The organism is Nocardioides sp. (assembly GCF_047607185.1).
Taxonomy (GTDB): domain Bacteria; phylum Actinomycetota; class Actinomycetes; order Propionibacteriales; family Nocardioidaceae; genus Nocardioides.
In genome coordinates, this window is the sequence record NZ_JASGDQ010000049.1 from 18,147 (window position 1) to 43,354 (window position 25,208).

At 72.0% G+C, this 25,208-nt stretch carries 26 protein-coding genes; 6 read left to right on the forward strand and 20 right to left on the reverse strand.

The window, feature by feature from the left end; all coding sequences use genetic code 11:
- Nucleotides 1-50 precede the first annotated feature (50 nt).
- A complete protein-coding gene (locus QM595_RS04720) occupies nucleotides 51-1,529 on the reverse strand; it encodes a PH domain-containing protein (protein WP_415170370.1) in 1,479 nt (492 codons plus the stop codon).
- Nucleotides 1,529-2,029, reverse strand: a complete 501-nt coding sequence (locus QM595_RS04725) for a PH domain-containing protein (RefSeq protein ID WP_415170371.1) — start codon at nucleotides 2,027-2,029, stop codon at nucleotides 1,529-1,531. Before QM595_RS04725 ends, QM595_RS04720 begins: the two co-directional genes overlap by 1 nt.
- A gap of 66 nt (nucleotides 2,030-2,095) precedes the next feature.
- On the opposite strand from QM595_RS04725, the gene ychF reads away from it, so the two are divergent.
- The 3 genes from ychF to rnhA all read left to right on the forward strand — a co-directional run bounded on the left by ychF (nucleotide 2,096) and on the right by rnhA (nucleotide 4,366).
- On the forward strand, nucleotides 2,096-3,169 hold the full coding sequence (gene ychF, locus QM595_RS04730; protein WP_415170372.1) for a redox-regulated ATPase YchF: 1,074 nt from the start codon (nucleotides 2,096-2,098) through the stop codon (nucleotides 3,167-3,169).
- Nucleotides 3,170-3,434: 265 nt separating this feature from the next.
- Nucleotides 3,435-3,860: an iron chaperone gene (locus tag QM595_RS04735; protein WP_415170373.1), complete on the forward strand. Its 426-nt coding sequence runs from the start codon at nucleotides 3,435-3,437 to the stop codon at nucleotides 3,858-3,860.
- Nucleotides 3,857-4,366, forward strand: coding sequence for a ribonuclease HI (rnhA, locus tag QM595_RS04740; RefSeq protein ID WP_415170374.1), 510 nt, complete (start codon nucleotides 3,857-3,859; stop codon nucleotides 4,364-4,366). Before QM595_RS04735 ends, rnhA begins: the two co-directional genes overlap by 4 nt.
- Here the strand turns inward: rnhA and QM595_RS04745 are convergent.
- Both QM595_RS04745 and QM595_RS04750 read right to left on the reverse strand, forming a co-directional pair.
- A complete protein-coding gene (locus QM595_RS04745) occupies nucleotides 4,318-4,680 on the reverse strand; it encodes a thiol-disulfide oxidoreductase DCC family protein (RefSeq protein WP_415170375.1) in 363 nt (120 codons plus the stop codon). The genes rnhA and QM595_RS04745 overlap by 49 nt on opposite strands.
- Before the next feature lie 23 nt (nucleotides 4,681-4,703).
- Nucleotides 4,704-5,033, reverse strand: coding sequence for a YdeI/OmpD-associated family protein (locus QM595_RS04750; RefSeq protein WP_415170376.1), 330 nt, complete (start codon nucleotides 5,031-5,033; stop codon nucleotides 4,704-4,706).
- Nucleotides 5,034-5,214: 181 nt separating this feature from the next.
- Here QM595_RS04750 and QM595_RS04755 point away from each other — a divergent pair, with 181 nt between their 5' ends.
- The gene (locus QM595_RS04755; RefSeq protein ID WP_415170377.1) at nucleotides 5,215-6,873 is read left to right on the forward strand and encodes an FAD-binding dehydrogenase; all 1,659 of its coding nucleotides are present in this window, start codon (nucleotides 5,215-5,217) and stop codon (nucleotides 6,871-6,873) included.
- Between the two features lie 22 nt (nucleotides 6,874-6,895).
- On the opposite strand, the gene QM595_RS04760 is transcribed toward QM595_RS04755, so the two are convergent.
- Entirely contained in the window at nucleotides 6,896-7,225 is a 330-nt protein-coding gene (locus QM595_RS04760) for a DMT family transporter (protein ID WP_415170378.1), read from the reverse strand.
- A gap of 70 nt (nucleotides 7,226-7,295) precedes the next feature.
- On the opposite strand from QM595_RS04760, the gene QM595_RS04765 reads away from it, so the two are divergent.
- Nucleotides 7,296-7,847: a TetR/AcrR family transcriptional regulator gene (locus tag QM595_RS04765; protein WP_415170379.1), complete on the forward strand. Its 552-nt coding sequence runs from the start codon at nucleotides 7,296-7,298 to the stop codon at nucleotides 7,845-7,847.
- A 107-nt stretch (nucleotides 7,848-7,954) separates the two neighbouring features.
- Nucleotides 7,955-8,665, forward strand: coding sequence for a DUF1275 family protein (locus tag QM595_RS04770; RefSeq protein WP_415170380.1), 711 nt, complete (start codon nucleotides 7,955-7,957; stop codon nucleotides 8,663-8,665).
- A 17-nt stretch (nucleotides 8,666-8,682) separates the two neighbouring features.
- Here QM595_RS04770 and QM595_RS04775 read toward each other — a convergent pair whose 3' ends face one another.
- The 15 genes from QM595_RS04775 to QM595_RS04845 form a co-directional block, all read right to left on the reverse strand.
- Complete coding sequence (locus tag QM595_RS04775; RefSeq protein WP_415170381.1) at nucleotides 8,683-9,474, reverse strand: ABC transporter permease; 792 nt, start codon at nucleotides 9,472-9,474, stop codon at nucleotides 8,683-8,685.
- Nucleotides 9,471-10,253 carry an ABC transporter permease gene (locus QM595_RS04780; protein ID WP_415170382.1) on the reverse strand — a complete coding sequence of 261 codons (783 nt, stop codon included), beginning with the start codon at nucleotides 10,251-10,253 and terminating at the stop codon, nucleotides 9,471-9,473. The genes QM595_RS04775 and QM595_RS04780 overlap by 4 nt, the downstream gene beginning before the upstream one ends.
- 46 nt (nucleotides 10,254-10,299) lie before the next feature.
- Entirely contained in the window at nucleotides 10,300-11,139 is an 840-nt protein-coding gene (locus tag QM595_RS04785; RefSeq protein WP_415170383.1) for an ABC transporter ATP-binding protein, read from the reverse strand.
- A 37-nt stretch (nucleotides 11,140-11,176) separates the two neighbouring features.
- Nucleotides 11,177-12,280: an ABC transporter substrate-binding protein gene (locus QM595_RS04790; protein WP_415170384.1), complete on the reverse strand. Its 1,104-nt coding sequence runs from the start codon at nucleotides 12,278-12,280 to the stop codon at nucleotides 11,177-11,179.
- A 177-nt stretch (nucleotides 12,281-12,457) separates the two neighbouring features.
- The gene (locus QM595_RS04795) at nucleotides 12,458-12,943 is read right to left on the reverse strand and encodes a nucleoside deaminase (RefSeq protein ID WP_415170385.1); all 486 of its coding nucleotides are present in this window, start codon (nucleotides 12,941-12,943) and stop codon (nucleotides 12,458-12,460) included.
- Complete coding sequence (locus QM595_RS04800; RefSeq protein ID WP_415170386.1) at nucleotides 12,940-15,552, reverse strand: molybdopterin-dependent oxidoreductase; 2,613 nt, start codon at nucleotides 15,550-15,552, stop codon at nucleotides 12,940-12,942. The genes QM595_RS04795 and QM595_RS04800 overlap by 4 nt, the downstream gene beginning before the upstream one ends.
- A complete protein-coding gene (locus tag QM595_RS04805; protein WP_415170387.1) occupies nucleotides 15,549-16,358 on the reverse strand; it encodes an FAD binding domain-containing protein in 810 nt (269 codons plus the stop codon). The genes QM595_RS04800 and QM595_RS04805 overlap by 4 nt, the downstream gene beginning before the upstream one ends.
- Complete coding sequence (locus QM595_RS04810; RefSeq protein WP_415170388.1) at nucleotides 16,358-17,170, reverse strand: MurR/RpiR family transcriptional regulator; 813 nt, start codon at nucleotides 17,168-17,170, stop codon at nucleotides 16,358-16,360. The genes QM595_RS04805 and QM595_RS04810 overlap by 1 nt, the downstream gene beginning before the upstream one ends.
- Nucleotides 17,171-17,246: 76 nt before the next feature.
- A complete protein-coding gene (locus tag QM595_RS04815) occupies nucleotides 17,247-18,482 on the reverse strand; it encodes an allantoate amidohydrolase (RefSeq protein ID WP_415170389.1) in 1,236 nt (411 codons plus the stop codon).
- Entirely contained in the window at nucleotides 18,479-19,696 is a 1,218-nt protein-coding gene (locus QM595_RS04820; RefSeq protein ID WP_415170390.1) for a pyridoxal-phosphate-dependent aminotransferase family protein, read from the reverse strand. The genes QM595_RS04815 and QM595_RS04820 overlap by 4 nt, the downstream gene beginning before the upstream one ends.
- The gene (gene allB / locus QM595_RS04825; protein ID WP_415170391.1) at nucleotides 19,693-21,048 is read right to left on the reverse strand and encodes an allantoinase AllB; all 1,356 of its coding nucleotides are present in this window, start codon (nucleotides 21,046-21,048) and stop codon (nucleotides 19,693-19,695) included. Before allB ends, QM595_RS04820 begins: the two co-directional genes overlap by 4 nt.
- Nucleotides 21,049-21,056: 8 nt before the next feature.
- Nucleotides 21,057-21,371, reverse strand: a complete 315-nt coding sequence (uraH, locus tag QM595_RS04830) for a hydroxyisourate hydrolase (RefSeq protein ID WP_415170392.1) — start codon at nucleotides 21,369-21,371, stop codon at nucleotides 21,057-21,059.
- Nucleotides 21,371-21,865, reverse strand: a complete 495-nt coding sequence (uraD, locus tag QM595_RS04835) for a 2-oxo-4-hydroxy-4-carboxy-5-ureidoimidazoline decarboxylase (protein WP_415170393.1) — start codon at nucleotides 21,863-21,865, stop codon at nucleotides 21,371-21,373. Before uraD ends, uraH begins: the two co-directional genes overlap by 1 nt.
- Nucleotides 21,866-22,300: 435 nt before the next feature.
- Nucleotides 22,301-23,830 (reverse strand): AtzH-like domain-containing protein, encoded by a 1,530-nt coding sequence (locus tag QM595_RS04840; RefSeq protein ID WP_415170394.1) that lies wholly within the window; start codon nucleotides 23,828-23,830, stop codon nucleotides 22,301-22,303.
- A 19-nt stretch (nucleotides 23,831-23,849) separates the two neighbouring features.
- Nucleotides 23,850-24,914, reverse strand: a complete 1,065-nt coding sequence (locus QM595_RS04845) for an acetamidase/formamidase family protein (RefSeq protein ID WP_415170395.1) — start codon at nucleotides 24,912-24,914, stop codon at nucleotides 23,850-23,852.
- Between the last annotated feature and the right edge of the window lie 294 nt (nucleotides 24,915-25,208).

The following is a 25,208-nucleotide window of genomic DNA, read 5'->3' on the forward strand; positions in this document are numbered from 1 at the left end:
CCGGTGAGCGGTCGCAAACTGACGAGTTGGGGTCGTTGGCGAGAGGCGGGTCAGGGCCGCGCCAGCCGGTGCGACACGATCTTGGGCGTGGCCCTGGCAGCCAGCTCGATCGCGGTCTCCAGCGGCACGTCCGGGATGGTGACCTGCTCCGGGCCGGCGGCGGTGGTGGCGATCAGCTGAGCCAGCCCCCGGCGCCGGTCGAAGAAGCTCTGCCGGAGCCGCCAGCCGACGATGCCGTCGCTCTCCAGCGCCACCCGCCGGGTCCGCAGCGCGCCGGTACGGACCACCAGATAGCGGTCGGTCAGCGCGTGCCCCAGCCGGCGCCAGCGCAGCTCCGCCTCGGCCGCGGCGAGGGAGCTCACCACGACATAGACCACCACCGGGAACCAGACCGGCGCGCCGAAGTCGGCCAGTCGCAGCGCCACCGTGGCGGCGACCGAGACCAGGGTCAGCAGCCACGCCGGCAGCTGGGCCCGGAGCTGGTAGCGGCGCCGCGTCCTGGCACCGTGCCCGGTCAGCGCCGCGGTCATCGCGTCGGCCTCGACCAGCACGTCGGCGGCCACCCGCTCCGCCACCCCGCGCGGTGCCGCCGGCAAGACGTCCGGCTCGTTGTCCTCCAGTCCGGTGGTCAGCAGCGACAGCTGGGTGCCGCCCGCGACGCCGACCAGCAGGGGAGTGGTGAGCGTGGCGCCCCTGACCTTCGCCTCCTCGACGGTCGTGGCACGCTGGGTCAGCGCGCCGTGCACCCGCCGGATCGTCGTACCGCTCTCGGTGGTTTCGCGAGTCACCGTGAGCCCGAACCAGCGCACGGCGTACCCCACGCACGACAGCGGGATCCACAGCACCAGCACGGCGAAGATCACCCCGACGACCAGCAGCGGTACGCCGACCCGCTGCGCCCACTCCCAGGCGCCCTGGCCCTCCTCGGGGTCGATCACCGAGCCGAAGACGTCCGAGAGCTGACCGACCACCGCGCCGGCGGCGACGGCGACGATCGCCAGGTTGGCGACGTTGAGCGGCGCGAACCGCACCCAGGACCAGTCCAGCCGGGCGATCTCCACGGTCGTCGGCGCGGCGGGCGCCTCGCCGGTGCCGCCGTGCAGCAGCGCACTCCGCAGCCGCTCGGCGGCACCGACGGCCAGCGCGTCCAGATCGATCTGGCCGTCGTCGACACCGGTGCCGACGGCCACCGTGGTCAGTCCGAGCACCCGGTGCAGCGGGTTGGCCTCGAGGTCGACGCTGCGGATGCGGTCCAGCCGGGCGGTGACGGTGCTGCGCTGCAGCAGGCCGCGTCGTACCTCGAGATGGGTGGGCGTGACGCGGTAGGTGGTGGTCAGCCACGGGACGAGCCCGATGGCCACCGCGACCACCAGGCCGGCCGGGATCAACAGCAGCGAGAGACCGCCGGCCGTGCCGATGCCGAAGAGCGCCGCGAGCACCGGCAACGCCGCATTGCGCAGCACCGCGACCGGCTGGGTCAACATGCTGCGCGGGTCGAGGCGTAGCCATTCCATCGGCGCCGGCTCCATCAGGTCGCGTCCTCCGGGGTGGCGGCGGTGATCGCGACCAGCCGCTCGACGGTGTCCTTGGCGATCGCGTCGTCGAGGCAGGCGATCTCGACCGCGCCGTGCGCGGAGGCGGTCTGGACCGTCACCGTGCGCAGCCCGAACAGCCGCATCAGCGGCCCCTGCGTCGAGTCCACCGTCTGCACCCGGGAGAGCGGCACGATCTCGTCGGTGCGGGAGAGCCAGCCGTAGCGCACGTGGACGGCGATGTCGGTGACCTCCCAGCGGTGCACCCGGAATCTGATCGGCGGGGCTACCACGATGGCCGGCAGCGGCACCGCGATCAGAAGCACGACGGCGAGCCAGCTCAGCCACCGCCAGGCGCCCTCGGCGACCGCGAGCGCGAGCACCAGAGCCACCACCGCCAACAGCCACGCGAACGTGGCGCTGATCAGCGCGCTCACCCGCCAGTACGTCGGGGCGCGGTCGGACACCCGATGGGCCGGCTCTCTCAAGGCTGTCACGAGGGTGAGCTTTGCATATCGTCGCGATTCCCCGGGGCGTCGTACCCGCTTCTAGACTGACCCCTCGTGGCGCTCACCATCGGCATCGTCGGTCTCCCCAACGCGGGCAAGTCGACGCTCTTCAACGCCCTGACCAAGAACAACGTGCTCGCCGCGAACTACCCGTTCGCGACGATCGAGCCCAACGTCGGCGTGGTGGGAGTTCCGGACCCACGGCTGGAGGTGCTGGCCGGGATCTACGGCTCGCAGCGGCTGGTGCCGGCCACGGTGCAGTTCGTCGACATCGCCGGCATCGTGCGCGGTGCGTCGCAGGGGGAGGGGCTGGGCAACCAGTTCCTGGCCCACATCCGCGAGTCGGACGCGATCTGTCAGGTGACCCGGGTCTTCCGCGACGACGACGTCACCCACGTCGATGGTCGCGTCGATCCGTCCTCCGACATCTCCACCATCTCGACCGAGCTGATCCTCGCCGACCTGCAGACGGTCGAGAAGGCCATCCCGCGGCTGGAGAAGGAGGCCCGCAACAACAAGGATCGGGTCGCGGTGCTGGCGGCGGCCAAGGAGGCGCAGGCGGCGCTGGAGGCGGGTACGCCGATCATCTCCTCCGGCCTCGACCACACGCTGATCCGCGAGCTCACCCTGCTGACGGCCAAGCCGTTCATCTACGTCTTCAACTGCGACACCGACGAGCTCGCCGACGAGCCGCTGAAGGCGCGGATGCGCGAGATCGTGGCCCCCGCCGAGGCGATCTTCCTCGACGCCAAGATCGAGTCCGAGCTGGTCGAGATGACCGACGAGGAGGCCGAGGAGATGCTCGCCGACCTCGGCATCGGCGAGTCCGGCCTCAAGCAGCTTGCCCGGGTCGGCTTCGACACCCTCGGCCTGCAGACCTACCTCACCGCCGGCCCCAAGGAGGTCCGCGCCTGGGAGATCCGCAAGGGCGCCACCGCCCCCGAGGCCGCCGGCGTCATCCACACCGACTTCCAGAAGGGCTTCATCAAGGCCGAGATCGTCTCCTACGACGACCTGGTCGAGGCCGGCTCGGTCCTCAAGGCCCGCGAGGCCGGCAAGGTTCGGATGGAGGGCAAGGAGTACGTCATGCACGACGGGGACGTGGTGGAGTTCCGCTTCAACGTGTGATTCATTCTCGCGCGGCGGTCGCGCTGGTGGGTGGCGATGCGGCCCTGGCCGACGAGTCGGTGCTGGCCGCCTTGCCGACGCTCGGGGGCTGATCCTCGGCGGTCGGCCACAGGTGCGCGTAGGTGTTCAGCGTCGTGGTCGCTTTCGAGTGGCCGAGGGCACGCTGCACAGTCACCACGTCAGACCCGCCCAAGGGCGCGGGTGAGGCGCTGAAGACGATCAGCCCGTTCTTCGCCGAGAGGCTCTGACGGCTAGCCTTGTCGTCATGCCCGCACCGAAGGTCGCCAGTGTCGAGGACTACTTCGCGCGCTTGGGGGAGGTCGAGGCGCCGCACCTGGAGAGGCTGCGCGAGCTGAGCCTGGCCGGCGCGGCGGGGACCGGGGTCGAGGAGGCGCTGCGGTTCAACACCCCGGCGTACGTCAAGGGCGCTCCCAAGCCTGCCATGGTGTGGATGCTGCAGTGCTTCAAGAACCATTGCTCGATCCGGTTCCCGGTGCCCTTCTTCGGTGCCTTCCGCGACGAGGCCGCGGCGGCGGGCTACGACGCCATCCAGGGCGCGCTCAAGATCCGCTGGGACCAGGAGGTGCCCGAGGCGCTGGTGGCCAGGCTGATCGCGGCGCGGATCGAGGACTTCGACGCGGGCAACACCGCGTGGTCGGTGCCCGGACAGTACGACGGCAAGAAGAAGTGACCGAGCCGGTCGTCATCCACACCGACGGCGGCTGCACGCCCAACCCCGGGCCCGGCGGGTGGGGTGCGGTGCTGCGGTTCGGAGACCACGTCAAGGAGCTGTACGGCGGCGAGGCCGGCGTCACCACCAACAACCAGATGGAGCTGACCGCGCCGATCGTCGCACTCGAGACGCTGACTCGGCCGTGCCTGGTGCACCTCTACACCGACAGCACCTACGTCCGCAACGGCATCACCAAGTGGGTCGCCGGCTGGGCCCGCAACGGCTGGCTGACCAGTGCCAAGCAGCCGGTGAAGAACGTCGAGCTGTGGCAGCGGCTGCAGGCCGCCTGCGAGCGACACGAGGTCGAGTGGTTCTGGGTGAAGGGCCACGCCGGCGTCGCCGACAACGAGCTGGCCGACCAGCTCGCCACCCGGGGGATGCGAGAGGCGATGGCCGGGGATCCGGGCCGATCCGGTCAACGTCGCGGCAGTTCGCAGGCCGCAGTGCCGCCCGGCAGGGAGTGACGGCGGTCGGCGACCCAGCGGTAGAGCGGGCCGAACAGCCAGCCGAGCGGGCGGGCGCCGACGATGAGCCCGAGCAGGCGCACCGGCGCCGGACCGGTGCGCAGGCCGGCCGCGATGGCCCGATGGCCGTAGCGCGCTCGGCCGTCGACCACGGCCGGCATCTCCCGTTGGGCGCGCTCCGCGTCGATGCCGAGTGCGGCCAGGTCGGTGTCCTGGATGGTGCCGATCGTCGCTCGAAGCCGCAGCCGCGGCGCCAGCGAGATGGCACGGGTACAGAAGCCGCAGTCGGCGTCGTAGAGGAGCAGCGTGCCCACGACTCGACACTACCGCGGTGGCGTCAATCCAGGCCGAGTGCGGCGAGACCGCGCGGAGTCATCCGGCCCTCGCCGATCAGCCGGTTGGCGATGCGGAGGTTGCGGGCCGAGGCCGTGCCCGTCGTACGCCGTGGGCTGAACCGCTGCAGGTAGGAGTCGGCGTCATAGCGGCGGCGGCCGGACTCGCTCCAACCGAACGCCAGCCCCGCCTCCAGCAGTTCCTCGAAGCTGATCGTGCGGAGCCGGCCGCGGGACCTGCCGAGCCGCACCCACACGCCCGGATGGGTAGCCGGCCGCTCGGTGAGCCATGCCCACAGCTCGGCGGTGGTCGTGAAGGTCACGATCTCGTCCACGTCCCCGACGCTAAGCCCGCGAGCGGACAGGGGCTGTCCGCGACCTCTGGCAGACCCGGTTGCGGGTGTCAGTTTGCGCCCGGTCACGGGGTTGCGGTGGTCAGTTTGCGCCCGGTCACGGGGTTTTGGGTGTCAGTTTGCGCCCGGTCACGGGAGGTGGGACGCCCTAGGATTCAGTGCCATGGATGCCGACATCGTCGTCGTGGGGGCGGGCCTGGCGGGTCTGGTGGCAGCGGCCGAGGCCGCCGACAACGGGCGCCGGGTGCTGCTGCTCGACCAGGAGCCGGAGCAGAGCCTGGGCGGGCAGGCGTTCTGGAGCCTGGGCGGGCTGTTCCTCGTGGACAGCCCCGAGCAGCGGCGGATGGGCATCAAGGACTCCAAGGAGCTGGCGCTGCAGGACTGGCTGGGCAGCGCCCAGTTCGACCGCGACGAGGACCTGTGGCCGCGCCGCTGGGCGGAGGCCTATGTCGACTTCGCCGCGGGCGAGAAGCGCTCCTGGCTGCGCGAGATGGGCCACCGGGTCTTCCCGGTCGTCGGCTGGGCCGAGCGCGGCGACGGCCGCGCCGACGGCCACGGCAACTCGGTGCCGCGCTTCCACATCACCTGGGGGACCGGCCCGGGCGTGGTCGAGCCGTTCGAGCGGCGGGTGCGCGAGCACGAGGCGGCGGGTCGGATCGAGCTGAGGTTCCGACACCGGGTGGACGAGATCATCGTCGAGGGGGGTGCCGCGGCCGGCGTACGGGGACGGGTGCTCGCGCCCGACGAGATGCCCCGCGGCCAGGCCTCCAACCGCACCGAGACCGGTGACTTCGAGCTGCGCGCCCAGGCGGTCATCGTCACCAGCGGAGGCATTGGCGGCGACCTCGACCTGGTCCGCAAGAACTGGCCGAAGTCCCTGGGCAAGCCACCTGAGGACATGGTCGCCGGCGTGCCCGCGCACGTCGACGGCCGGATGGTGGGCATCACCGAGGCCACCGGCGCCCGCGTCATCAACCGCGACCGGATGTGGCACTACGTCGAGGGGCTGCGCAACTGGGACCCGATCTGGGACAACCACGGCATCCGCATCCTGCCGGGGCCCAGCAGCATCTGGCTCGACGCCACCGGCAACCGACTGCCCGCGCCCTACTTCCCCGGCTTCGACACGCTCGGCACGCTGCGCCACCTGCGGCAGACCGGCTACGACTACTCCTGGTTCGTGCTGACCCAGAAGGTGATCGAGAAGGAGTTCGCGCTCTCGGGCTCGGAGCAGAACCCCGACCTGACCGGCAAGGACGTCAAGCTGCTGCTCAGCCGGGTCAAGAAGGGCGCGCCCGGCCCGATCGAGGCGTTCAAGGAGCACGGCGCGGACTTCGTGGTCGCCGACACCCTCACCGAGTTGGTCGCCGGCATGAACCGGCTGGCGAAGGTGGCGCCCACCGGCCCCGAGATCGACGAGACCGCGCTGCGCCACCTCCTGGTCGCCCGCGACCGCGAGGTCGCCAACCCCTACGGCAAGGACGCCCAGGTCACCGCGATGTACGGCGCCCGGCACTACCGCGGCGACAAGCTGATCCGGGTCGCCAAGCCGCACGCCTTCCTCGACCCGGACAACGGCCCCCTGATCGCGGTCAAGCTCCACGTGCTGTCTCGCAAGACGCTCGGCGGCCTGGAGACCGACCTGTCCGGGCGCTGCCTGACCGGCGCCGGCATCCCGCTGCCGGGGCTCTACGCCGCCGGCGAGGTCAGCGGCTTCGGCGGCGGCGGGATGATGGGCTACAACGCGCTCGAGGGCACCTTCCTGGGCGGCTGCCTGTTCAGCGGCCGCGCCGCCGGACGGGGCGCGGCCGGCGATCTGTGAAGCATCGCCCCGCCCGGGAGCATCACGCGTGACTGCCGCCCAGCAGGTTGAGGCCGACCACGCCGGCGATGATCAGCAGCAGGCAGGTCGCCTTGATCCAGTCCATGGACTCACCGAGGAACAGGTAGCCGATCACGGCGACCGCGGCGGTGCCGACGCCGGCCCAGACAGCGTACGCGATGGAGACCGGCATCGTCTTCACCACGAGGGCAAGCAGCCAGATCGACAGTCCGTAGCCTGCCAGCACGGCGAGGCTCCAGAGCGGATCGTGGAAGCCGCGGGTGCGGGGGAGCGTGGCGGTCGCGGCGACCTCGACCCCGATCGCGCCGAACAGCAACACCACGGCGGACATGTGAACTCCCTTGTCTGTAGCAACTGCTACATAATTGTAGCGATCGCTACAAAGTGGCACAATTCCCCGGGTGAGCCGTCGCGACGATCTCCTCGACGCGGCGGTGGACCACGTCCTGCGGGAGGGCCTGATCGGGCTGACGCTGCGCCCGGTCGCCGCCGCGATCGGCACCAGCGACCGGATGCTCATCTATCACTTCGGCAGCCGTGACGACCTGGTCGCCGCCGTCGTGACCCGGACCGAGGACCGCTCGATCGCCGCCATCGACTCGCTGCCGGCCGCCGCCGGCGTCCGTGCCGGCGTCAACGCGCTGTGGGCCGCCTACCAGGCTGAGCCGCTGCACGACTGCCTCGACCTCTACGTGCAGGCGGCGGCGACCGGCCTGCTCGGGCGCGAGCCCTACCGGAGCGCGGTCCGGGAGGCCAACGAGCGGTGGTACGCCGCGCTGTGCGGCTACCTCGTCCGCTGCGGCGCGCCACCGGACCGGGTCGGCCGCGTCGTCACCCTCGTCGACTCCAGTCTGTTCGGGTTCCAGCTCGATCTCGCCACCGACCGGCCCGAGGAGCTGACCCGGGGCGTCGACGACCTGGCCGTCGCCGCCGAGGCGCTCGCGAAGGCATGACATCGGGCGCGCCGAGACCCCCGTGAAGCGCCGGCGCCCGGGGCGCAGGAGGACGCCGTACCGGGGTACCTCGCCGCCCGCCGGGGCTGACCCACCAGAATGTCCGGGTGACCAGCTCCACGATGGGCCGCAGGCTCAAGGCCGTCCCCGCCAGCACGATGCATCTGTGGCTGATGCTGGTGCTGACCTTCACCACCGGCATCAACGACGCGATCGGCTACCTCGGCCTCGACAAGGTCTTCACCGGCAACATGACCGGCAATGTCGTCATCCTCGGCATGGCGCTGGCCGGCGCCGACGGCCTGCCCATCCTCGGCCCGGCGCTGGCCCTGGCCGGGTTCATGGCCGGCGCCGCGATCGGCGGCCGCACGCTGAAGTACGCCGGCCGAGCCTGGACCGCCGGCACTACCGTCCTCTTCGGCGTCACCGCGGCGCTGATGCTCGTGCTGTCGGTGGTGCTCTTCGTGGCCGGCGACGAGCCGGCCCGCTGGCTGATGGTCACCGTGACGACCCTGGCGGCGGCAGCCATGGGCGTCCAGGCCGCCGCCGCCAGGCATGTCGCGGTCAAGGACGTCACGACGGTGGTGGTGACCTCCACGATCACCGGTCTCGCCGCCGACTCGCTGCTCGGCAGCGGCAAGCGCAACGGCAGTGGCCGCCGGTTCGCCGCCGTCGCGCTGATCCTGCTCGGCGCGGCCGTCGGCGCGCTGCTGCTCAAGGCGCATCTCGGCTACGGCCTGCTGCTGGCCGGCGTCCTCATCGCCGCCGCGACCGCGCTGGGCGGCTGGCACGCCCGGGTCACGGCGGAAGGAGCCTGACCGGGACCGGTCACGGCTCAGGCCCGGTCGGCCGCGCCATAGCGGGTGAGCACCACCCGCTCCAGCAGCTGGGCCACCATGTAGAGCACGATCGAGGCCAGCGTGACGACGACCAGCAGCGACCAGACCAGGTCGTACTTGTAGAGTGCGAGGGCCTGGTTGACCGCCTTCCCGACGCTGGCCGGGGTGGTGTAGAACTCGGCGATCAGCGCCCCGGTGACCGCGCCGGGCACCGAGATCCGGATGGCCGCGAAGAACGACGGCAACGCGCTGGGGAAGGCGACCCGGCGCAGCACGGCCCAGGTCGAGCCGCCGTAGACGCGGACGACGTCGCGCATCTGGTCGCTGACCGAGCGCAGCCCGAAGGAGATGGTGACCAGCGCCGGGAAGAGCACCACGATGCCGCTCATCGCCGCCACGGTCCAGAAGCCGTTGCCGAAGATCAGCGTGATGATCGGCGCCAGCGCCACCAGGGGCACCGTGCGCACCACCATCGCGACCGGCATGGTGGCCGCCTCGACGCCCCGGGAGAGGTAGGTGCCGACGGCGACGGCGGTCGCCGCCAGCAGCCCGGCCACGAAGCCGATGCCGGCGTCGAGCAGCGTCTGCCACAGCGGATCGAGCACCGCAGACCGGTTGGCGGCACCCTTCTCGGGATCGAAGAGGTAGTCCAGCACCTGGCCCGGCTTGCGGGCGACCAGTGGGTTGACGTTGCCGACCTCGAGCAGCAGCAGCCAGACGACGACGAGCGCGGCGATCACGAAGACCAGGTTGAAGACCGGCCGCGCCAGCGGCTTGACGAAGCTCATCGCGACGTGCCCTTCGCCCAGGGGGCGATGGCCCGGCCGAGCCAGCCGATCGCGAAGTAGGCGAGGCCGGAGACGATCGCGCAGCCGAAGCCGAGCGTCCAGGCCAGCGCCGTCTCGCGGTTGTTCTGGGCGAGGTAGAGCGACGGCCCGACGCCGATCTCCAGGTGCTTGTCGAACCACTCGCCCAGCAGCGCGCCGAGGTAGGCCGCCGGCGCGGCCATCTGCAGCGTGGTGAACAGCGCCGGCAGCGCCGAGACCAGCCGCACCCGGAGGAACTGCTGCACCGGCCCGCCGCCGTACACCTGGACGACGTCGAGGGAGGCCTGGTCGGCGGATCGGAAGCCGAGTACGGCGCCCACCACCGTGGTGAAGATGACCGAGACCGCGGCCAGGTCGATCGCGGTCGCGGAGGTGCCGCCCTTGGCCGGGATCTCGTGGGCGACGATGAGGATCGGCGCGAGCACGACGATGGGCAGGCAGTAGGTGATCACGGCGAACTGCATGATCACCGGCTCCAGCACCGGGATCAGCAGCACCGCGACGGCCAGCAGCAGCGCGATCAGCACGCCCCAGAGGTAGCCGATCGCCGCTTCCTTGAGGGTGATCGAGAAGATCTCCCGGTAGTAGGAGAAGCCCTTCTCGTGGAACTTCGAGATCACGTCCGGCGGCGTCGGGATGTGGTGCCCGGCCAGGAAGGTGGTCGCGGCGAGCCACCAGATCGCGACCACGGCGAGGATCCCGACGGCACCGACGAGCCAGGTGTGCAGTCGGCCTGTCATGCCGCCACCCCTCGCTGCCCTCGTGGTCGGCTCGCGAGCTCGCTCATCAGTCGTCCATCGCCGCGCCGCCCTCGCCGAAGAGCAGCTCGGAGGCGTGGTCGTGCAGGGCGTGGAACTCCGGCGTACGCATCATCTCCGGGGTCCGTGGCCGGGGCAGGTCGACGTCGATGACCTCCTTGACCCGGCCGGGACGCGGGCTCATCACCGCGACCTTGTCGGAGAGGAAGATCGCCTCGGCGATGCCGTGGGTGACCATCAGCGTGGTCGCCGGCTTCTCGGTCCAGATCCGCAGCAGCTCGAGGTTGAGCCGCTGCCGGGTCATGTCGTCGAGCGCCCCGAACGGCTCGTCGAGCAGCAGCACGCTGGGCTTGACGACCAGCGCACGGGCGATGGAGACCCGCTGCCTCATGCCGCCGGAGAGCTGCGAGGGCCTGGCCTTCTCGAAGCCCTCCAGGCCGACCAGCCTGATGAGCTCGCTGACCAGGCTCTGGTCGATCTTCTCGCCGGAGACCTGGAAGGGCAGCCGGATGTTCGACTCGACGCTGCGCCAGGGGAGCAGGGCGGAGTCCTGGAAGGCGATGCCGAGCTCGTGGTCGCGGCGCAGCTCCGCCGGGGTCTTACCGTCGACCAGGGCGCGACCACTGGTCGGGTCCTCCAGCCCGGCCAGGATCCGCAGGATCGTCGACTTCCCGCAGCCGGAGGGGCCGAGGAGCGAGAGGAAGCTGCCCTTGTCGGTGTGGAGGGTGGCGTCCTGGAGCGCGGTGACCTTGCGCCGACCCGAGGCGAAGGTCTTGGTGAGGTCCTGGATGTGGATGCCGGTGCCGGTGGCGAGGGGACCCTTGAGCGGGTTACCCTCGCCACCGGCCGACGCTTGAGTCTCAGTCACGAGAAGGTCGCAGATCGGTCACGAACTGATAACGGCCTCAGCCGATCAGCGACGGGTCCTCGGCGAGCAGCTCGTTGAGCGGGCCCATGTCGAAGAGATCCTCGGGGGCGATGTCGATACCGGAGGCGGCGATCGACTTGATGTTGTCGGCGATCATCGCGTCGCTGATCGTGAAGATGCCGTTGGTCGCGGTCTCGTCGGTGTGGACCAGCAACTCGCACTGCTGCCTGGCCTGCTCGATCTCCTTGTCCAGCTCCAGCGCCGGGTCGATGTCGACGCCGTAGGTGTCGACGGCCAGCTTCGCGCCCTCCTCGTAGCCGGTCTCGCCGTTGCAGGCGTCCTTCCAGCCCTGGATCTCCGCCTTGAGGAACGCCTTCACCATGTCGGGCTGCTCGGCGATGATGTCGTCGGTGGTGATGACCGTCTCGGCGACGAACGGCAGCCCGTTGTCGGCGAAGGGCAGGTCCACGGCGTCGAAGCCGTCGCCCTTGACCAGCAGCGACTCGTTGGTCATGTAGGCCACCAGGCCGTCGATCTCGCCGTCCTCCAGCGGCGCGATGTCGAAGCCGTTGGGGACGATGGTGACATCGTCCTCGGTGAGGCCGTTGGCGGAGAGGAACGCCTGGAACAGGCTCAGGTTGGGGTCCTGGACGCCGATCTTCTTGCCCTTGAGGTCGGCCGGGGTGGTGATATTGCCCTGGTCGCCGAGCGAGAGGATGCTGAACGGGTTCTTCTGGTACGTCGCGCCCACGATCTTCAGCGGGAAGCCGCTGTTGGCGACGGCCGCCGCGGTGGAGACCGAGTTGCTGAGACCGAACTGGGCCTTGCCGGTGGCGACGATCTCCTCCTGCGCCACCGGGCCGGTGAGCAGGTCGACCTTGCCGAAGCCGGCGTCGGCGTAGTAGCCCTTGCTGTCGGCGATGAACTCGCCGGCGAACTCGGCGTTCTTGATCCAGGACAGCTGCACGGAGATGTCGCCGAAGCTCTCGGCAGCGGCCGTGGTCTCCCCGGCGGCGCTGCTGCTCGTCGAGGTGCTCGGGGTCTCGGCGGCCTCGCCGTCGGACCCGTCCGAGCCACAGGCCGCGAGGCCGAGAGTGACCGTGGCCAAGACGGCCGAGATGCGCAGTGCGCGACGCTTCATATTCCAACTCCTGGATGGTGCGTGTCCGTTGGGCCGACCGTCGAGTCGGCGCCCTCCCTGTTCCCGGTGAACCTAGGAGCGGGGCGTTTCGCGGTTCGCCGAGCTGTGTTGCGCCAGGGTTACGTGTCGGGTGGAACGGTTATCTCGCTGTTTCGGTCGCGCTGAAACGAGGATTTCTCAGTAGTCGGTGCGGGCGTCGTGGGCGAGCCAGGCCTCGAAGGGCGCGGTCCGCCCGGTGAGGGGGATGCTCTCGACGCCCATCGCCCAGGTCTCTCGGGGGCGGGCGAACAGCTCGTAGAACTCCCGGTCGTCGAAGCCGCCGACGGCCGCGTCGTCACGGTCCGCCGCGTAGACGACGCGGTCCAGCCGTGCCCACAGGCTCGAGGCCAGACACATCGGGCAGGGCTCGCAGCTGGTGTAGAGGACACAGCCCTTCAGCGAGAAGTCGCCGATCGCCTTGGCGGCCGCCCGGATCGCCTGCACCTCGGCATGGGCGGTGGGGTCGAGGTCGTCGGTGACCCGGTTGCGGCCGGTCGCGACCAGCTCGCCGTCCTGGACGATGACGGCCCCGAACGGGCCGCCGCCGTTCGCCACGTTCTCGGTGGCGAGGTCGACCGCCCGTCGCAGCCACTGCTCGTCGCCGGTCATCGGTTGCTCGGTCATGCTTCTCCTTGCTCGCTGTCCTGGGCCAGCCGCCAGACCCGGTCACGGCTCATCGGCAGCTCGTAGGGTCGCACGCCCAGGGCGTCGCGGATGGCGTTGGCGATGGCGGGAGCCACCGGGTTGTACGGCGCCTCGCTCATCGACTTCGCGCCCCGCGGGCCCAGCGTGTCGAAGGTGTCGGCGAAGAGCACCTCGGTGTCCGGGACGTCGCCGAGCTGCGGCAGCCGGTAGTGCCGGAAGGTGCGGGTGAGGACCTCGCCGTCGCGCAGGATGATCTCCTCCTGCAGCGCGCTGCCCAGCGCCTGGGCGATGCCACCTTCGACCTGACCGCGCAGCTGCTCGGGGTTGATGACCCGACCGGCGTCGACTGCCTGCACGCTCTTCAGGATCCGCACTTCGCCGGTGGCCGGGGTGACGGCCACCCGGACCGCGTGGACGTTGAAGGCCACCGAGCGGGGGGTGCCGTCGTGGGTCGCCTCGGCGCTGGCCGGCAGGCTCGCTCCGGCGTCGAGCCGCTGTTTGAGCAAGCGCGCGGCCCGCTGCACCGCCAGCCCGGCCACGACCGAGCCGGTCGAGCCGAAGGCGCCGGTGTCGAAGCCGGACGTGGCGGTGTCGGAGGTCTCCAGCCGCACCAGCCGTGGGTCGATGCCCAGCTCGTCGGCGGCGATCTGGGTGTGCACCGTGGCGGTGCCGTTGCCGAACTCGGCGGTGCCGACGGCGACGGTCGCGGTGCCGTCCTGGTGCATCGTGACGGTCGCGTGCGAGTGGTGTCCCCGGGGCGGGACGGTCGCGATCATCGCCAGCGCCACGCCCGTCCCGACAAGCCGAGTCGGCAGAAGTGCAGGGGCCGACTCGGCGAGGGCCTGCTCGGCCAGGTCGAGGCACTCCATCACGCCGTCGGAGCCGAACTCCAGGTCGGTGTCCGGGGCGCCGTTGACGACGAACGGGTCGCCGGGCCGGATGACATTGCGGCGTCGGATCTCGTACGGCGACAGCCCGGCCTTGCGGGCGAGCTCGTCCATCGCGGACTCGACGGCGAAGACGACCTGGCCCAGGCCGTAGCCGCGGAAGGCGCCGCTGGGCGGGTTGTTGGTGTAGACCGCCTCGGCGTCGACCCGCTTGTTGGCGCAGCGGTAGACCGCCACCGACTCATGGGTGCCGTGGAACATCACCCCCGGGCCGTGGTTGCCATAGGCCCCGGTGTCGGAGAGCACGTCGACCCGCATCGCGGTCAGCACGCCGTCGGCGTCGGCGCCGAGCTCCACGGCCACCCTCATCGGGTGCCGCCACGGGATCGCGGTGAACTGCTCCTCGCGGGTCAGCTCCAGCTGCACCGGCCGGCCGGTGCGCAGCGTGGCGAGCGCGACCACGTCCTCGACCAGCAGCTCCTGCTTGCCGCCGAAGCCGCCGCCGACCCGGGCGGCGACCACCCGCACCCGGTCGGGGTCGAGGGAGAGCAGCCGGGCCAGCTCGTCGCGCACCAGGAAGGGCACCTGCGTGCTGGCCCTGACCACCAGGGTGCCGTCCGGGTCGAGCCAGGCCCGGGCGCCGTGGGTCTCCAGCGAGGCGTGGGTGACTCGCGAGGTCTGCCAGCTGCCGCCGACCCGGTGGGTGGCGGCGGCCAGCCCGGCGGCGACGTCGCCGACCTCGCCATGAGTGGCGGCGACCACATTGCGCCCCGGCTCGGCGATCCGGGAGACGGTGGCGTCCTTGTCGCCGTGCAGCAGCGGGGCGCCGGGCCGGCGGGCCGCCTCCGGGTCGAAGACGGCCGCCAGCTCGTCGTACTCCACCCGGACCAGGGCCGCCGCCCGCTCCGCGGCGGCGACGGACTCGGCGACGACCGCCGCGACCCGCTGGCCCCGGAACCGCACCACGGTGTCGAACATCCGGGTGTCGTCGGGGTCGTCGAGCCGGCTGTCGTGACGGCCGGTGGAGTAGAGCACGCCGGGGTCGTCGGCAGGCGTGAGGACGAGTACGACGCCCGGGACCGCCTCGGCGGCGCTGGTGTCGATGCCGGTGATCCGGGCATGGGCGTACGGGCTGCGCACCAGCTTGACGTGCAGCACCTCGGTGCCGGGCAGGTCGAGGGTGTAGGGCTCGCGGCCGGTGACCACCCGGGCGCCGGCGGGTGCGGCGAGGGAGCGGCCGAAGGCGCCCTCGCCGGTCTCGACCACATTGACACGGCCCGCCAGGGCGTCGCGGATCGAGCGGTAGCCGGTGCAGCGACACAGGTTGCCCTTGAAGGCACGGCCAGGCTCCGGCACGGTCACGGTGCCGTCCTCGTCCGCCAGGGAGGTCGCCGTGACGACGTACCCGGCGGTGCAGAAGCCGCACTGGAACCCCGCCGCCTCGCGGAAGTTGCGCTGCACCGGCGAGGGGCGGTCGGGGGTGCCGAGTCCAGCCGCGGTGGTCACCTCCGCGTCGGCCGCGCGGGCGGCCGGGGTGATGCAGGAGTGCACCGGCGCGCCGTCGAGCAGCACCGAGCAGGCGCCGCAGTCGCCGGCATCGCAGCCCTTCTTGACCGAGAAGTCGCCCTGATCGCGAACCCAGGTGCGCAGGCACTGACCGGGCGCCGGCTCACCCTCGACAGGGACGCCGTTGAGTCTCACCGGGAGGCCTCCCCGGCCAGCTCGGCGACGGCCTCCAACGCCATCCGCTCGGTCTGGGCCCGCCGCCAGTCGACCGCGCCGTGCGGGTCGCCGAACCACTCCGGCACCGTCGCCACGGCGGCAGCCACCTGCGCCGGGCTCGCTCCCGGGGGGAGTCGGAGCACCGTGGGCCGGGGCGTCGCGGCGGTGATCGTGACGACGACCGCGTCGGGGTCCTGGCGGGCGATGACCACCGCAGAGGAGCGGCCCAGGTCGGTCAGCGAGATGCGCCGGAAGGCGTAGCGGGCGGTCAGCGACGCGGCCGGGACCTCGATGGCACGGATGGTCTCGCCGGCGGCACGGACGGTCCGGCCGGCCCCCACCACGAAGTCGACCACCGGGACCCGGCGCTCGGCGCCGTCGGCGTGCCACAGCACCACCTCGGCGGCCAGCGCCGAGGTGAGCGAGACCGTCGCGGCGGCCGGGAGCGAGAGGGCGTGGTTGCCGCCGATGGTGGCGGTGTGCTGGACCTTGAACGACATCAGCAGCGCGTCGCAGCACTGCCGCACCAGCGCCGCTACCGACGCCGGCCACGGGTGGGTCTGGAGCTGCTCGATGGTGCAGGTCGCGGCGATCGAGACGCCGCCGTCGGGCAGCGCCGCCACCGGCGCCCACCCGAGGGGCGCGAGATCGACCAGTCCGGTCACCGCGGGCTGAGGCTCGGAGAACAGCCAGGTGCCGCCCGCGACGTACGTCTCCCCGGGCGCCAGCGCGAGGTCCGCCCGGCTCCTGGCCAGCCGGTAGGAGGCGACGGAGGCGAGGTCCACTACTCGACCTCGCCGAGCAGCTCGTAGGTGTCGGAGATCGCCGAGATGCGCGTCCGCCCCGACCGGCCACGCTCGAAGAGGACCGCATCGGCGAGCACGCTGACCAGGCTCATCGCGGCGGCGTAGGAGTCGTAGGCGAGCGGGCCCTGAACGGGGCACTCGAGCCGGACCCTGGCGCGGCCGACATGCTCGCCGCCGCTCGGATCGGTCAGCAGAACGACGGCCGCCCCGGTGGCGTTGGCCGCGGTCAGGAAGGCGCCGAAGCCGCGAGGACGGCGGCGGAAGCCGACCGCGACCACGACGTCGGCAGGACCCAGGTCGGCCAGCTCCTCGCCGATCACCTGGCCCGGCGCCGGCGCTATCGCGACCCGGGGCCGGGCATGGATCAGCTGCTCGCGCAGATGCAGCGCGACCGGGTAGGAGTTGCGCCAGCCCACCACCAGCACCTGCCGGGCCGACGCGATGACCTCGACCGCGTCCCGCAGCGCCGGCTGCTCCAGTGTGCGCTGGATCGCCGTGGTCTCGGCAGCGATCTGGTTGGCCAGGTCGGGCGCGCCGTCGACCCGCCGTGGCTCCCCGGTGACCCGCAGCGAGCGGAGGTGGTCGCGGACCTCGTCGAAGTCGGCGAAGCCGAGCGAGCGGAACAGCCGGCTCATCGTGGCCTTGGAGACGCCCGCGAGCCCAGCCAGCTCGGCGGCGCGGTAGGTCGCCAGGTCGTCGAGATGGGCCAGCAGGGTCTCGGCGGCCCGGCGCTCCTGCGGCGACAGCTCGTCGCGACGCCGGGCGATCCGCTCGTCAATACGTAAGCTCATCGGCGTACTCGCTTCGCTCCGTGCGCCGATGAGGCACATTCCGCGCTGCCTTGGATGGTTCGCTCGCTGCGCTCGCTCACGAAGACGTCCACCGCTCGGCCACCCGTAGCACCGCCTGCTCGAAGGCGTCCAGACCCCGCGCGACGTCGATCTCCCGGACGTCCTCGGCCGGGTGGTGGCTGATGCCGTCGTGACAGCGGACGAACAGCATCCCGATGTCGGCGATCTCGGCGATCGCCATGGCGTCGTGACCGGCCCGGCTCCACAGCCCCATCGGCTCCTGATCGGTGGGTTCGCCGACCCGGATCCCGTCGATGATCGCCTGCTGCAGCCACGGCGCGCAGGGCGCCGCCGGGGCGGAGTGGTTCTCGACGGGCTCGAACCGCAGCCGCCGACGGGTGCAGATCTCGCCGATCGTCTGCTGGATGACCTCCCACATCTCGTCGCGCTCGGCGTCGCTGGCGGCCCGCAGGTCGAGACTGAAGTCGGCCCGGCCCGGGATGACGTTGACCGCACCGGGGGTGACCTCGAGGCGGCCCACGGTGGCGATGCAGTCGGAGTCCTTGGCCAGCCGCTCGATCGCCACGATCGCCTCGCCGGCGCCGACCAGCGCGTCGCGACGCCGGGGGTACGGCGTCCCGCCGGCGTGACGCGCCTCGCCGACCACGGAGAGCCGGAACCGCCGGGCGCCGGCGATGGTGGTGACATAGCCGAGCGAGCGGTCGGCCGCCTCCAGCTCGGGGCCCTGCTCGATGTGGGCCTCCAGGTAGGCCACGATGCTGCGCGGGTCGCGGGCGGCCTCGCCGACCCGGCGCGGGTCGAGGCCGAAGTCGAGGAACGCCTGGTGCAGTGTGACGCCGTCGCGGTCGCGCAGCTCCCACCAGTCGGGATCCCAGACCCCGGCGACCGCCTGGCTGCCGAGCAGCGCCTTGCCGAACCGGGTGCCCTCCTCGTCGCTGAACCCGACCACCTCCAGCGCGAACGGCAGCGCCACCTCGCGCAGCCGCTCGGCGACGGCGATCGCCATCACCACCCCGAGCATCCCGTCGAAGGAGCCGGCATCGGGGACGGTGTCGAGATGGCTGCCGAGCACCAGTGCGGGGCTGTCGGGGGCCGGCCCCTCGCGGCGGGCCCACAGGTTGCCGGCGGCGTCGACCCAGGTCCGCAGCCCGGCCCGCTCCAGCCAGGTGGCGGCGGCCGCATTGGCGGCGGCGTGCTCCTTGGTCAGGTGGACCCGCTCCAGGTGTCGGGGGTTGGCGGAGAACCGGTCCAGCTCCGAGCAGCGGTAGAGCACCTCCTCGGCGGTCGTCACGACGCGTACACCTCCTTGGCGGCACCGACGCCGCCGCCGGCGGTGACCTCGGCGCCCTCGGCGCGCAGCACCTGCTCCAGCGCCGCCAGCGTGGTGAGCACCGCGTCGGTGCGGGCGTTGTAGCCCATGGTGCCGATCCGCCAGACCTTGCCGTGCAGGGGACCGAAGGAGGTGCCGATCTCGATGCCGAAGTCGTCGAGCAGGCCGGCTCGCACCCGGTCGCCGTTGACGGCCTCGGGGATGTGAACGGCGACCACATTGCTCATCTTGTGGGCCACGTCGCCGAAGACCTCGAGCCCGAGACCGCGTACGCCGGCCAGCATCGCCTCACCATGGCGCCGGTGTCGCGCCACTGCCTGGTCGATGCCCTCCTCGACCAGCAGCCGGGCGCACTCGCGGGCGGCGTAGAGCATGCTGGTCGCCTCGGTGTGGTGGTTGAGCCGGCGCGGGCCCCAGTAGTCGATGATCTGGGCGAGGTCGAGGTAGTTGGAGGCGATCACCGTGCCGCTGTCGGTGTCACCGTCGGCCTCCCCCGGGATCGGGCGCAGCCCGGCCTCGACGTGCTTGCGGGCCTCGACCACCTCGACCGCCGCCGGGCCGAGGGTGATCGGCGCGGAGCCGGACGGCCCGCCGAGGCACTTCTGCAGTCCGGCGGTGACCACGTCGATGCCCCAGGCGTCGGTCTCGAAGGGGTTGCCGCCCAGGGAGGCGGTCGCATCGCAGTAGACGAGCGCGCCGTGCGCCCTGGCGATCGCGCCGACCTCCTCCAGCGGCTGGCACATCGTCGTGGAGGTGTCGCCCTGCACCACCGCGACCAGCCTCGGCTCGACCGCGGCGACGGCGTCCGCGATCGCCTCCGGGGTGAACACCTCGCCCCAGGGCACCTCGATGGTGTGCACCTGGGCGCCGCAGCGCTGCGCGATCTCGACCAGCAGGTGGCCGAACCGGCCGAAGACCGGCACCAGCACCCGGTCGCCGGGCTCCAGCAGCGAGACCAGCGCCGCCTCGATGCCGGCCCGGGAGGTGCCGTCGACCAGGAAGGTCTGCTCGTTGGCGGTCTTGAAGACCTGCCGGTAGAGCCCCATCACCTCGGTCATGGCGTCGGTCATCCACGGGTCGAACTGCCCGACGAGCTGGTTGCTCATCGCCTGCAGCACGCGCGGGTCGACGGTGATCGGGCCGGGGCCCATCAGCAGCCGGGGCGGGACGTTCACGACACTTCTCCTCGGATCAGCTGCCGGCCCCAGCGCCAGTCCGGGTGCTCGACGTCGATGGCGTTGCCCCGCACGATGGAGCGGGTGACGCGACCGCCGTAGCGCAGTCCGTCGTAGGCCGAGATCGGGTTCTTGTGGGCGAGCCGGGTCGCCTCGATGCGGAACTCCACGTTGGTGTCGTAGATGGCCAGGTCCGCGTCGGCGCCTACCTGGATGCGGCCCTTGTTGCCCAGCCCGACCAGGTCGGCGGTGTTGCGGCTCATCCAGCGCGAGACCGAGGCCAGCGGGATGTTGCGCCGCCGCGCCTCGAACGCCATCGCGCTGAAGCCGACCTGCAGCCCCGAGACGCCGCCCCAGGCCTGCTGCAGGTCGCCGTCGCCCTTGTTCTTCTCGGCCGGGGTCGCGGGGGAGTGGTCGGAGACGATCTGGTCGATGATGCCGGCCTTGAGCGCCGCCCAGAGCTCCTCGCGGTTGCCGGAGTCGCGGATGGGCGGGCAGCACTTGAACTGCGGCGAGGCGTCGGGGATGGTCTCGGCCGCGAAGGACAGGTAGTGCGGACAGGTCTCCACGCTCAGCCGCAGCCCCTCGTCCCGGGCGTCCTTGATCAGGTCGAGCGCCTTGGCGCTGGACAGGTGCAGGATGTGCACCCGGCAGCCGGTCTCCCGGGCGCCGTCGAGGACCGTGCGGATCGCGGCCAGCTCGGACTCGTCCGGGCGCGACATCACGAAGTCGGCGTAGGACCTGCTGGGCGGCGCCGGCGCCGCGTCGAGGACGGCGGGGTCCTCGGCGTGCACGATCATCAGCCCGTCGAAGCGGGCGATCTCGGTCAGCGCGGCGACGTACTCCTCGCTGGTCAGGTGCGGGAACTCCTCGACGCCGGAGGGGGACAGGAAGCACTTGAAGCCGAAGACGCCGGCCTCCCACAGCGGCTCCAGGTCGGGCACATTGCCGGGCACCGCGCCGCCCCAGAAGCCGACGTCGACCATCAGCTCGGTGGTGGCGGCCTTCTGCTTGACCCGCAGGTGCTCGACCGTGGTGGTCGGCGGGATGGAGTTGAGCGGCATGTCGATCAGGGTGGTCGCGCCGCCGAGCGCCGCCGCCTCGGTCGCCGAGAGGTAGCCCTCCCAGTCGGTGCGGCCGGGCTCGTTGATGTGCACATGGGTGTCCACGATGCCCGGCACGACGTACGCCGAATCGGGCACCTGCAGCACTAGGCCCTCGGTTTCGGCCTCGAACGGCTCGATCGCCTCGATCCGGCCGTGGTAGAGCCGGAGGGTGGCCGGCTCGAAGACGCTCTGCCCGTCAGGTCGGTCGAGCAGCACCCGCTGCGCCCGGACCGCGTCTAGCCTCATCGGCCGGCTCAGCTCCCTCGGTAGGTGGTGTAGGCGAACGGGCTGAGCAGCAGCGCGACGTGGTGGTGCTCGCCCGCGGTCACCGTGAACGAGACGGTGATCTCGGGATAGAAGGTGTCGCGGTCCTGGGCGGCGAACCACGGCCCGGTCACGAAGGTGAAGGTGTGCACCCCGGGCGTGAGCTCGTCGGGCAGCCGGGCCCGGCCGTCGGCGTCGGTCTTCCCGGTCTTGCTGCTGCCGTCGGGGAGCGTCAGGGTGACGGTCAGCCCGGCGGCCGGCCGGCCGAGTGCCGCGTCGAGGACGTGGGTGCTTACGGTGGTCATCAGAACATTCCCTGGAGCCGCAGCAGCGCGATCTCGCCGAGTTGGCCCTTGGTGACCTCGAGCTCGGTCGCGGGGTCGTTGGCCAGTCGCTCGTCGAGCAGCGCCAGCAACTGCTCGGCGGTGCGGCCCTTGGCCCTGACCAGGTAGATCCGTCCGAACCGGGCCTCGTAGGCGGCGTTGCCCTCCCGGAGCCGCCGCTGGAGCTCGGCGTCGTCGCCGACGCCGGCCTGCTCGGCTCTGCTCAGCTCGGCGGAGGCGCCCTCGCCGGCGGGACGCTCGCCGATGCGCGGGTGGTCGGCGAGCGCCCGCTCGACCTCCTCGGGCGTCCAGGCCGTCGCCAGCTCCCGCGCCGCGGCGAACAGCTCCGGCAGGTCCGGGTAGGGGCGGCCCTCGACCAGCGTCTCGACGAAGGAGTCGATGTCGGCACATGCCCGCACGGCCGCGGCGGCCTCCGGGGCGGGCAGGGAGTTGAAGTCGTCGAGTCGCATCGCCATGGACCCTACGAAACAACTGTTTCAGGAATGTGTCACTCTGTTTCGCACTGTTTCGGCTCGGGAGCGCGGGCTCAGCTCGCCAGCAGGGCATCGAGGTCGAGGGTGACCGCAGAGAGCGGGCGTCTCCTGAGCGCGGCCGGCGTTGGTCGAGCGGTAGACGATCAGGTCGGGTGCTGGCGCCTGCCGTTCGCCGGGCGGCGTCCACTCGACCTCCCAGCGCAGCTTGTAGGGCGCGGCCACCACTCGGTCGAGCTGGCGAAACAGCCCGGCCGCGTAGTCTGCGTGTCGCTCCGTGGGAGCGGAGCCATCGGACGCCTCCTTGTGACGATGCCGCCATGGTGCCTCCCGAGATCGGTCATGGCGACCATCTTCCGGTCGAGCACCGACAACCGCCACCGATCGACTCCCGCCCTGTGGAGAAGTCAGAACGTGTTCTCAGCCGGTGAGCGAGACGGCGAGGTCGAGCAGGTCGCGGTCGCGACCAGGGGCGGCCACCAGGCAGACGCCGCAGGGGAGTCCCTCGGCGGTGCGCAGCGGCAGCGAGACGGCGGGCAGGCCGCCGAGCCCGGCCAGGCAGGTGAGCCGCATCGTCGCGTCGCGGGCGGCCTGGAGGTCGCCGCCCAGCCGGGGGGCCACCGACGACGCCGAGGGCAGCACCAGCACCCGGTCGCCGACCAGCTCCTGGACCGCCTCGCCGGCGGCGTCGACGACCTCGCCGGCCGCGGCCGCCTCGTCAGCGGTGACCGCGCGGGCCCGCTCGAACCGACCCCGCACGTCGGCACCGAGCGTGTCGAGCCGGGTCTCGAGCCAGTCCCCGTGCGACTGCCAGGCCTCCCAGGCCTGGAACGTCTGGAAGGCCGCCAGCCAGTCCCCGAGCGAGTCCGCCGGCCACTCCTCGCGGACGGTGTCCGCCGGCAGCCAGGCCCCGATCGCGGCGGCGACGTCGGCCTCGGCGAGCCCCAACAGCGCCGGTACGACGACCAGCTGGTCCGAGCCCGAGGCCGAGCCGGCCGGGAGCAGCACGTCGCCGACCGCCCGCAGCTCGACGGCCGCCCGGGTCAGCCAGCCGATGGTGTCGAAGGTCGGCGCCAGCGGCAGCAGCCCGGCGGTCGGGACGGCGCCGTGCGTCGTACGGATCCCGAACAGACCCTGGTAGGCGGCCGGCACCCGGATCGAGCCGCCGGTGTCGGTGCCGAGGCCGATCGTGGCGTGGCCCAGTGCGACGGCGCTGGCCGAGCCCGACGAGGAGCCGCCGGAGATCCGGTACGGCGCCCGCGGGTTGGGCGGGGCGCCGTAGTGGGCGTTGGTGCCGGCCAGCGAGTAGGCGAACTCGTCGGTGCGCGCCAGGCCCCGCACCGCCGCACCGGCGTCGAGCAGCGCCCGTACCGCCCAAGCATGGTCGGGCTCGGGAGGAGCCTGGTCGAGCCAGGCCGGATTGCCGGCGCCGATCCGCTGCCCGGCCACCGCGTAGAGGTCCTTGACCGCCACCGTCTCGCCCGCCAGCGGCCCGTCCGGGGAGCCCGGCACCAGGGGTGCGCCGACGACCCGCCAGATCCGCTCGTCCAGCGCCGGTGCCGGCACCGACACGTGCGCGGCCGTCACCTGCCAGGACCCGTCGAGCCGCGCCCACGCTTGCGTCTGCTGGCCTCGGCCACCGGCGTCCAGCTCGGTGATGGCGACGATCAGGGCATGGTCGGCGTCGATCGTCTGCACGTGCGTCTGCACGATCCGCCGCCGCGGCGCCCCGCCACGGCCGCTGCGGAAGGAGGAGATCGCGTCGTGCCCGACCAGCAGCCCGTTCGCGTCGCCGCGCAGGGTGGCCTCGCCCGGCGCGAAGAGCCGGTCCAGTGCAGGCACGTCGTTGCTCATCAACGCTCGCTCGTAGTCCCAGAACGCCTCGACCAGGCCGCCGGGGGGAGGCAGCGGGGTCATCATGCCGCCACCCAACGCGCTCTGAATACCCATGGTTCGCTCGCAAGCTCGCTCACGCGAAGTCGGCTTTCCTGATCGTGGCGTGCACGCCCTTGACCACGTCGACGACCTGGGAGATCCGGAAGTCGGTGGCGGCGGAGAGATAGGCGTAGGCGAGCGCGGGGTCCATCCCGAACCTCGCCTGCAGCAGCGCGATGGCGGCCCGGACCGCATTCTGCATGGCGACGTCGAGGTCCTCGTCCATCCCGGTCGGCACCAAGTGGTCGGCGGTCTCGGCCAGCGGCCCGACCAACTCCCCGAATGAGGCCACCGCCTCGGCCCGGGGCACCACGTCGAGCCGGACCGTCGCCCGCAGGCTGGCCTCCATCGCCGTCAGCGACACCTCGCCGTCGCCCTGGGCGAAGTGCGGGTCGCCGACATAGGCCAGCGCGCCGGCCACCTGCACCGGCAGGTAGAGGGTCGAGCCGACCGTCAGCAGCGCGATGTCGATATTGCCGCCGTGCGGGCCCGGCGGCACCGAGTGCGGTCGGACCGAACCCGGCACCGCGACGCCGATGATCCCCAGGAAGGGCGCCAGCGGGAAGCGCACCGAGCGGGGCCCGCCGGGGACCAGCGGCAGCTCGCCACGGCTGCCGTCCGCCGACACCGAGGCGAACGCCGAGAACACCGGCGCACCGTCCAGCGGGTAGGTCTGCGGCAGCGCGCCCTTCGCGTGCCGGTTGGAGATCACCCCGTAGGGCACCCGCGGCAGGGTCTCCTCGATCGTCACCGCGAGCAGGTCACCGACCTCGGCGCCCTCGACGGCGATCGGCCGCGACACCACGTGCGGCCCGTCGACCCCGAAGGTCCGCTCGTAGGGCGACCGGGCGAGCGCCGCCGCGTCGTCGAGCACCTCCTCGACGCCGTACCGCGCGAAGAACGCCACGGGGTCGCGGCCCTGGTCCTCCAGGATGCCCTCGTGGCTGATCGTGTCCACGGTGACCGAGGTGCCGGGGGCGACGCTGAGCACCGGCGCGTCGGCCTCGCAGGGCAGCCGCCCCCACAGCACATTGTCGACCGAAGCCGGCAGATAGGTCGAGGACCGGATCGGCCCGGTGTCGGGCTGCAGCGCGGTCACGCCGCGACTCCTCGCCGCGCTCGTCGCCGGCGTGGTGCCCATGATTCGCTCGCAAGCTCGCTCACGACACCGACCCTAGTAGACGCCGTGTTTCAGACGACGAACGCGATCGGGAGGGGTCGTGACCGGAGAGTGACCCAGGGCACCACGAATCCTTCACAAGGCGGCTAGTAGCCTGTCGCGGCTAATTCGCTGCTATCGCGGCGCCCGGGCACGCACCTCGCGGCGTTGCCGACGCTCGACAGGCCACCGGCCTGCCTTCGCGCCGGCGCCTTGCGAGGCACGCACCCGGAC

Coding starts and splice junctions, on each gene's coding strand:
- QM595_RS04720 (WP_415170370.1), bottom strand. CDS start 1,529: ATGGAGCCGGCGCCGATGGAATGGCTACGCCTCGACCCGCGCAGCATG.
- QM595_RS04735 (WP_415170373.1), top strand. CDS start 3,435: ATGCCCGCACCGAAGGTCGCCAGTGTCGAGGACTACTTCGCGCGCTTG.
- QM595_RS04755 (WP_415170377.1), top strand. CDS start 5,215: ATGGATGCCGACATCGTCGTCGTGGGGGCGGGCCTGGCGGGTCTGGTG.
- QM595_RS04760 (WP_415170378.1), bottom strand. CDS start 7,225: ATGTCCGCCGTGGTGTTGCTGTTCGGCGCGATCGGGGTCGAGGTCGCC.
- QM595_RS04775 (WP_415170381.1), bottom strand. CDS start 9,474: ATGAGCTTCGTCAAGCCGCTGGCGCGGCCGGTCTTCAACCTGGTCTTC.
- QM595_RS04780 (WP_415170382.1), bottom strand. CDS start 10,253: ATGACAGGCCGACTGCACACCTGGCTCGTCGGTGCCGTCGGGATCCTC.
- QM595_RS04790 (WP_415170384.1), bottom strand. CDS start 12,280: ATGAAGCGTCGCGCACTGCGCATCTCGGCCGTCTTGGCCACGGTCACT.
- QM595_RS04795 (WP_415170385.1), bottom strand. CDS start 12,943: ATGACCGAGCAACCGATGACCGGCGACGAGCAGTGGCTGCGACGGGCG.
- QM595_RS04810 (WP_415170388.1), bottom strand. CDS start 17,170: ATGAGCTTACGTATTGACGAGCGGATCGCCCGGCGTCGCGACGAGCTG.
- allB (WP_415170391.1), bottom strand. CDS start 21,048: ATGAGGCTAGACGCGGTCCGGGCGCAGCGGGTGCTGCTCGACCGACCT.
- uraH (WP_415170392.1), bottom strand. CDS start 21,371: ATGACCACCGTAAGCACCCACGTCCTCGACGCGGCACTCGGCCGGCCG.
- uraD (WP_415170393.1), bottom strand. CDS start 21,865: ATGGCGATGCGACTCGACGACTTCAACTCCCTGCCCGCCCCGGAGGCC.
- QM595_RS04840 (WP_415170394.1), bottom strand. CDS start 23,830: ATGGGTATTCAGAGCGCGTTGGGTGGCGGCATGATGACCCCGCTGCCT.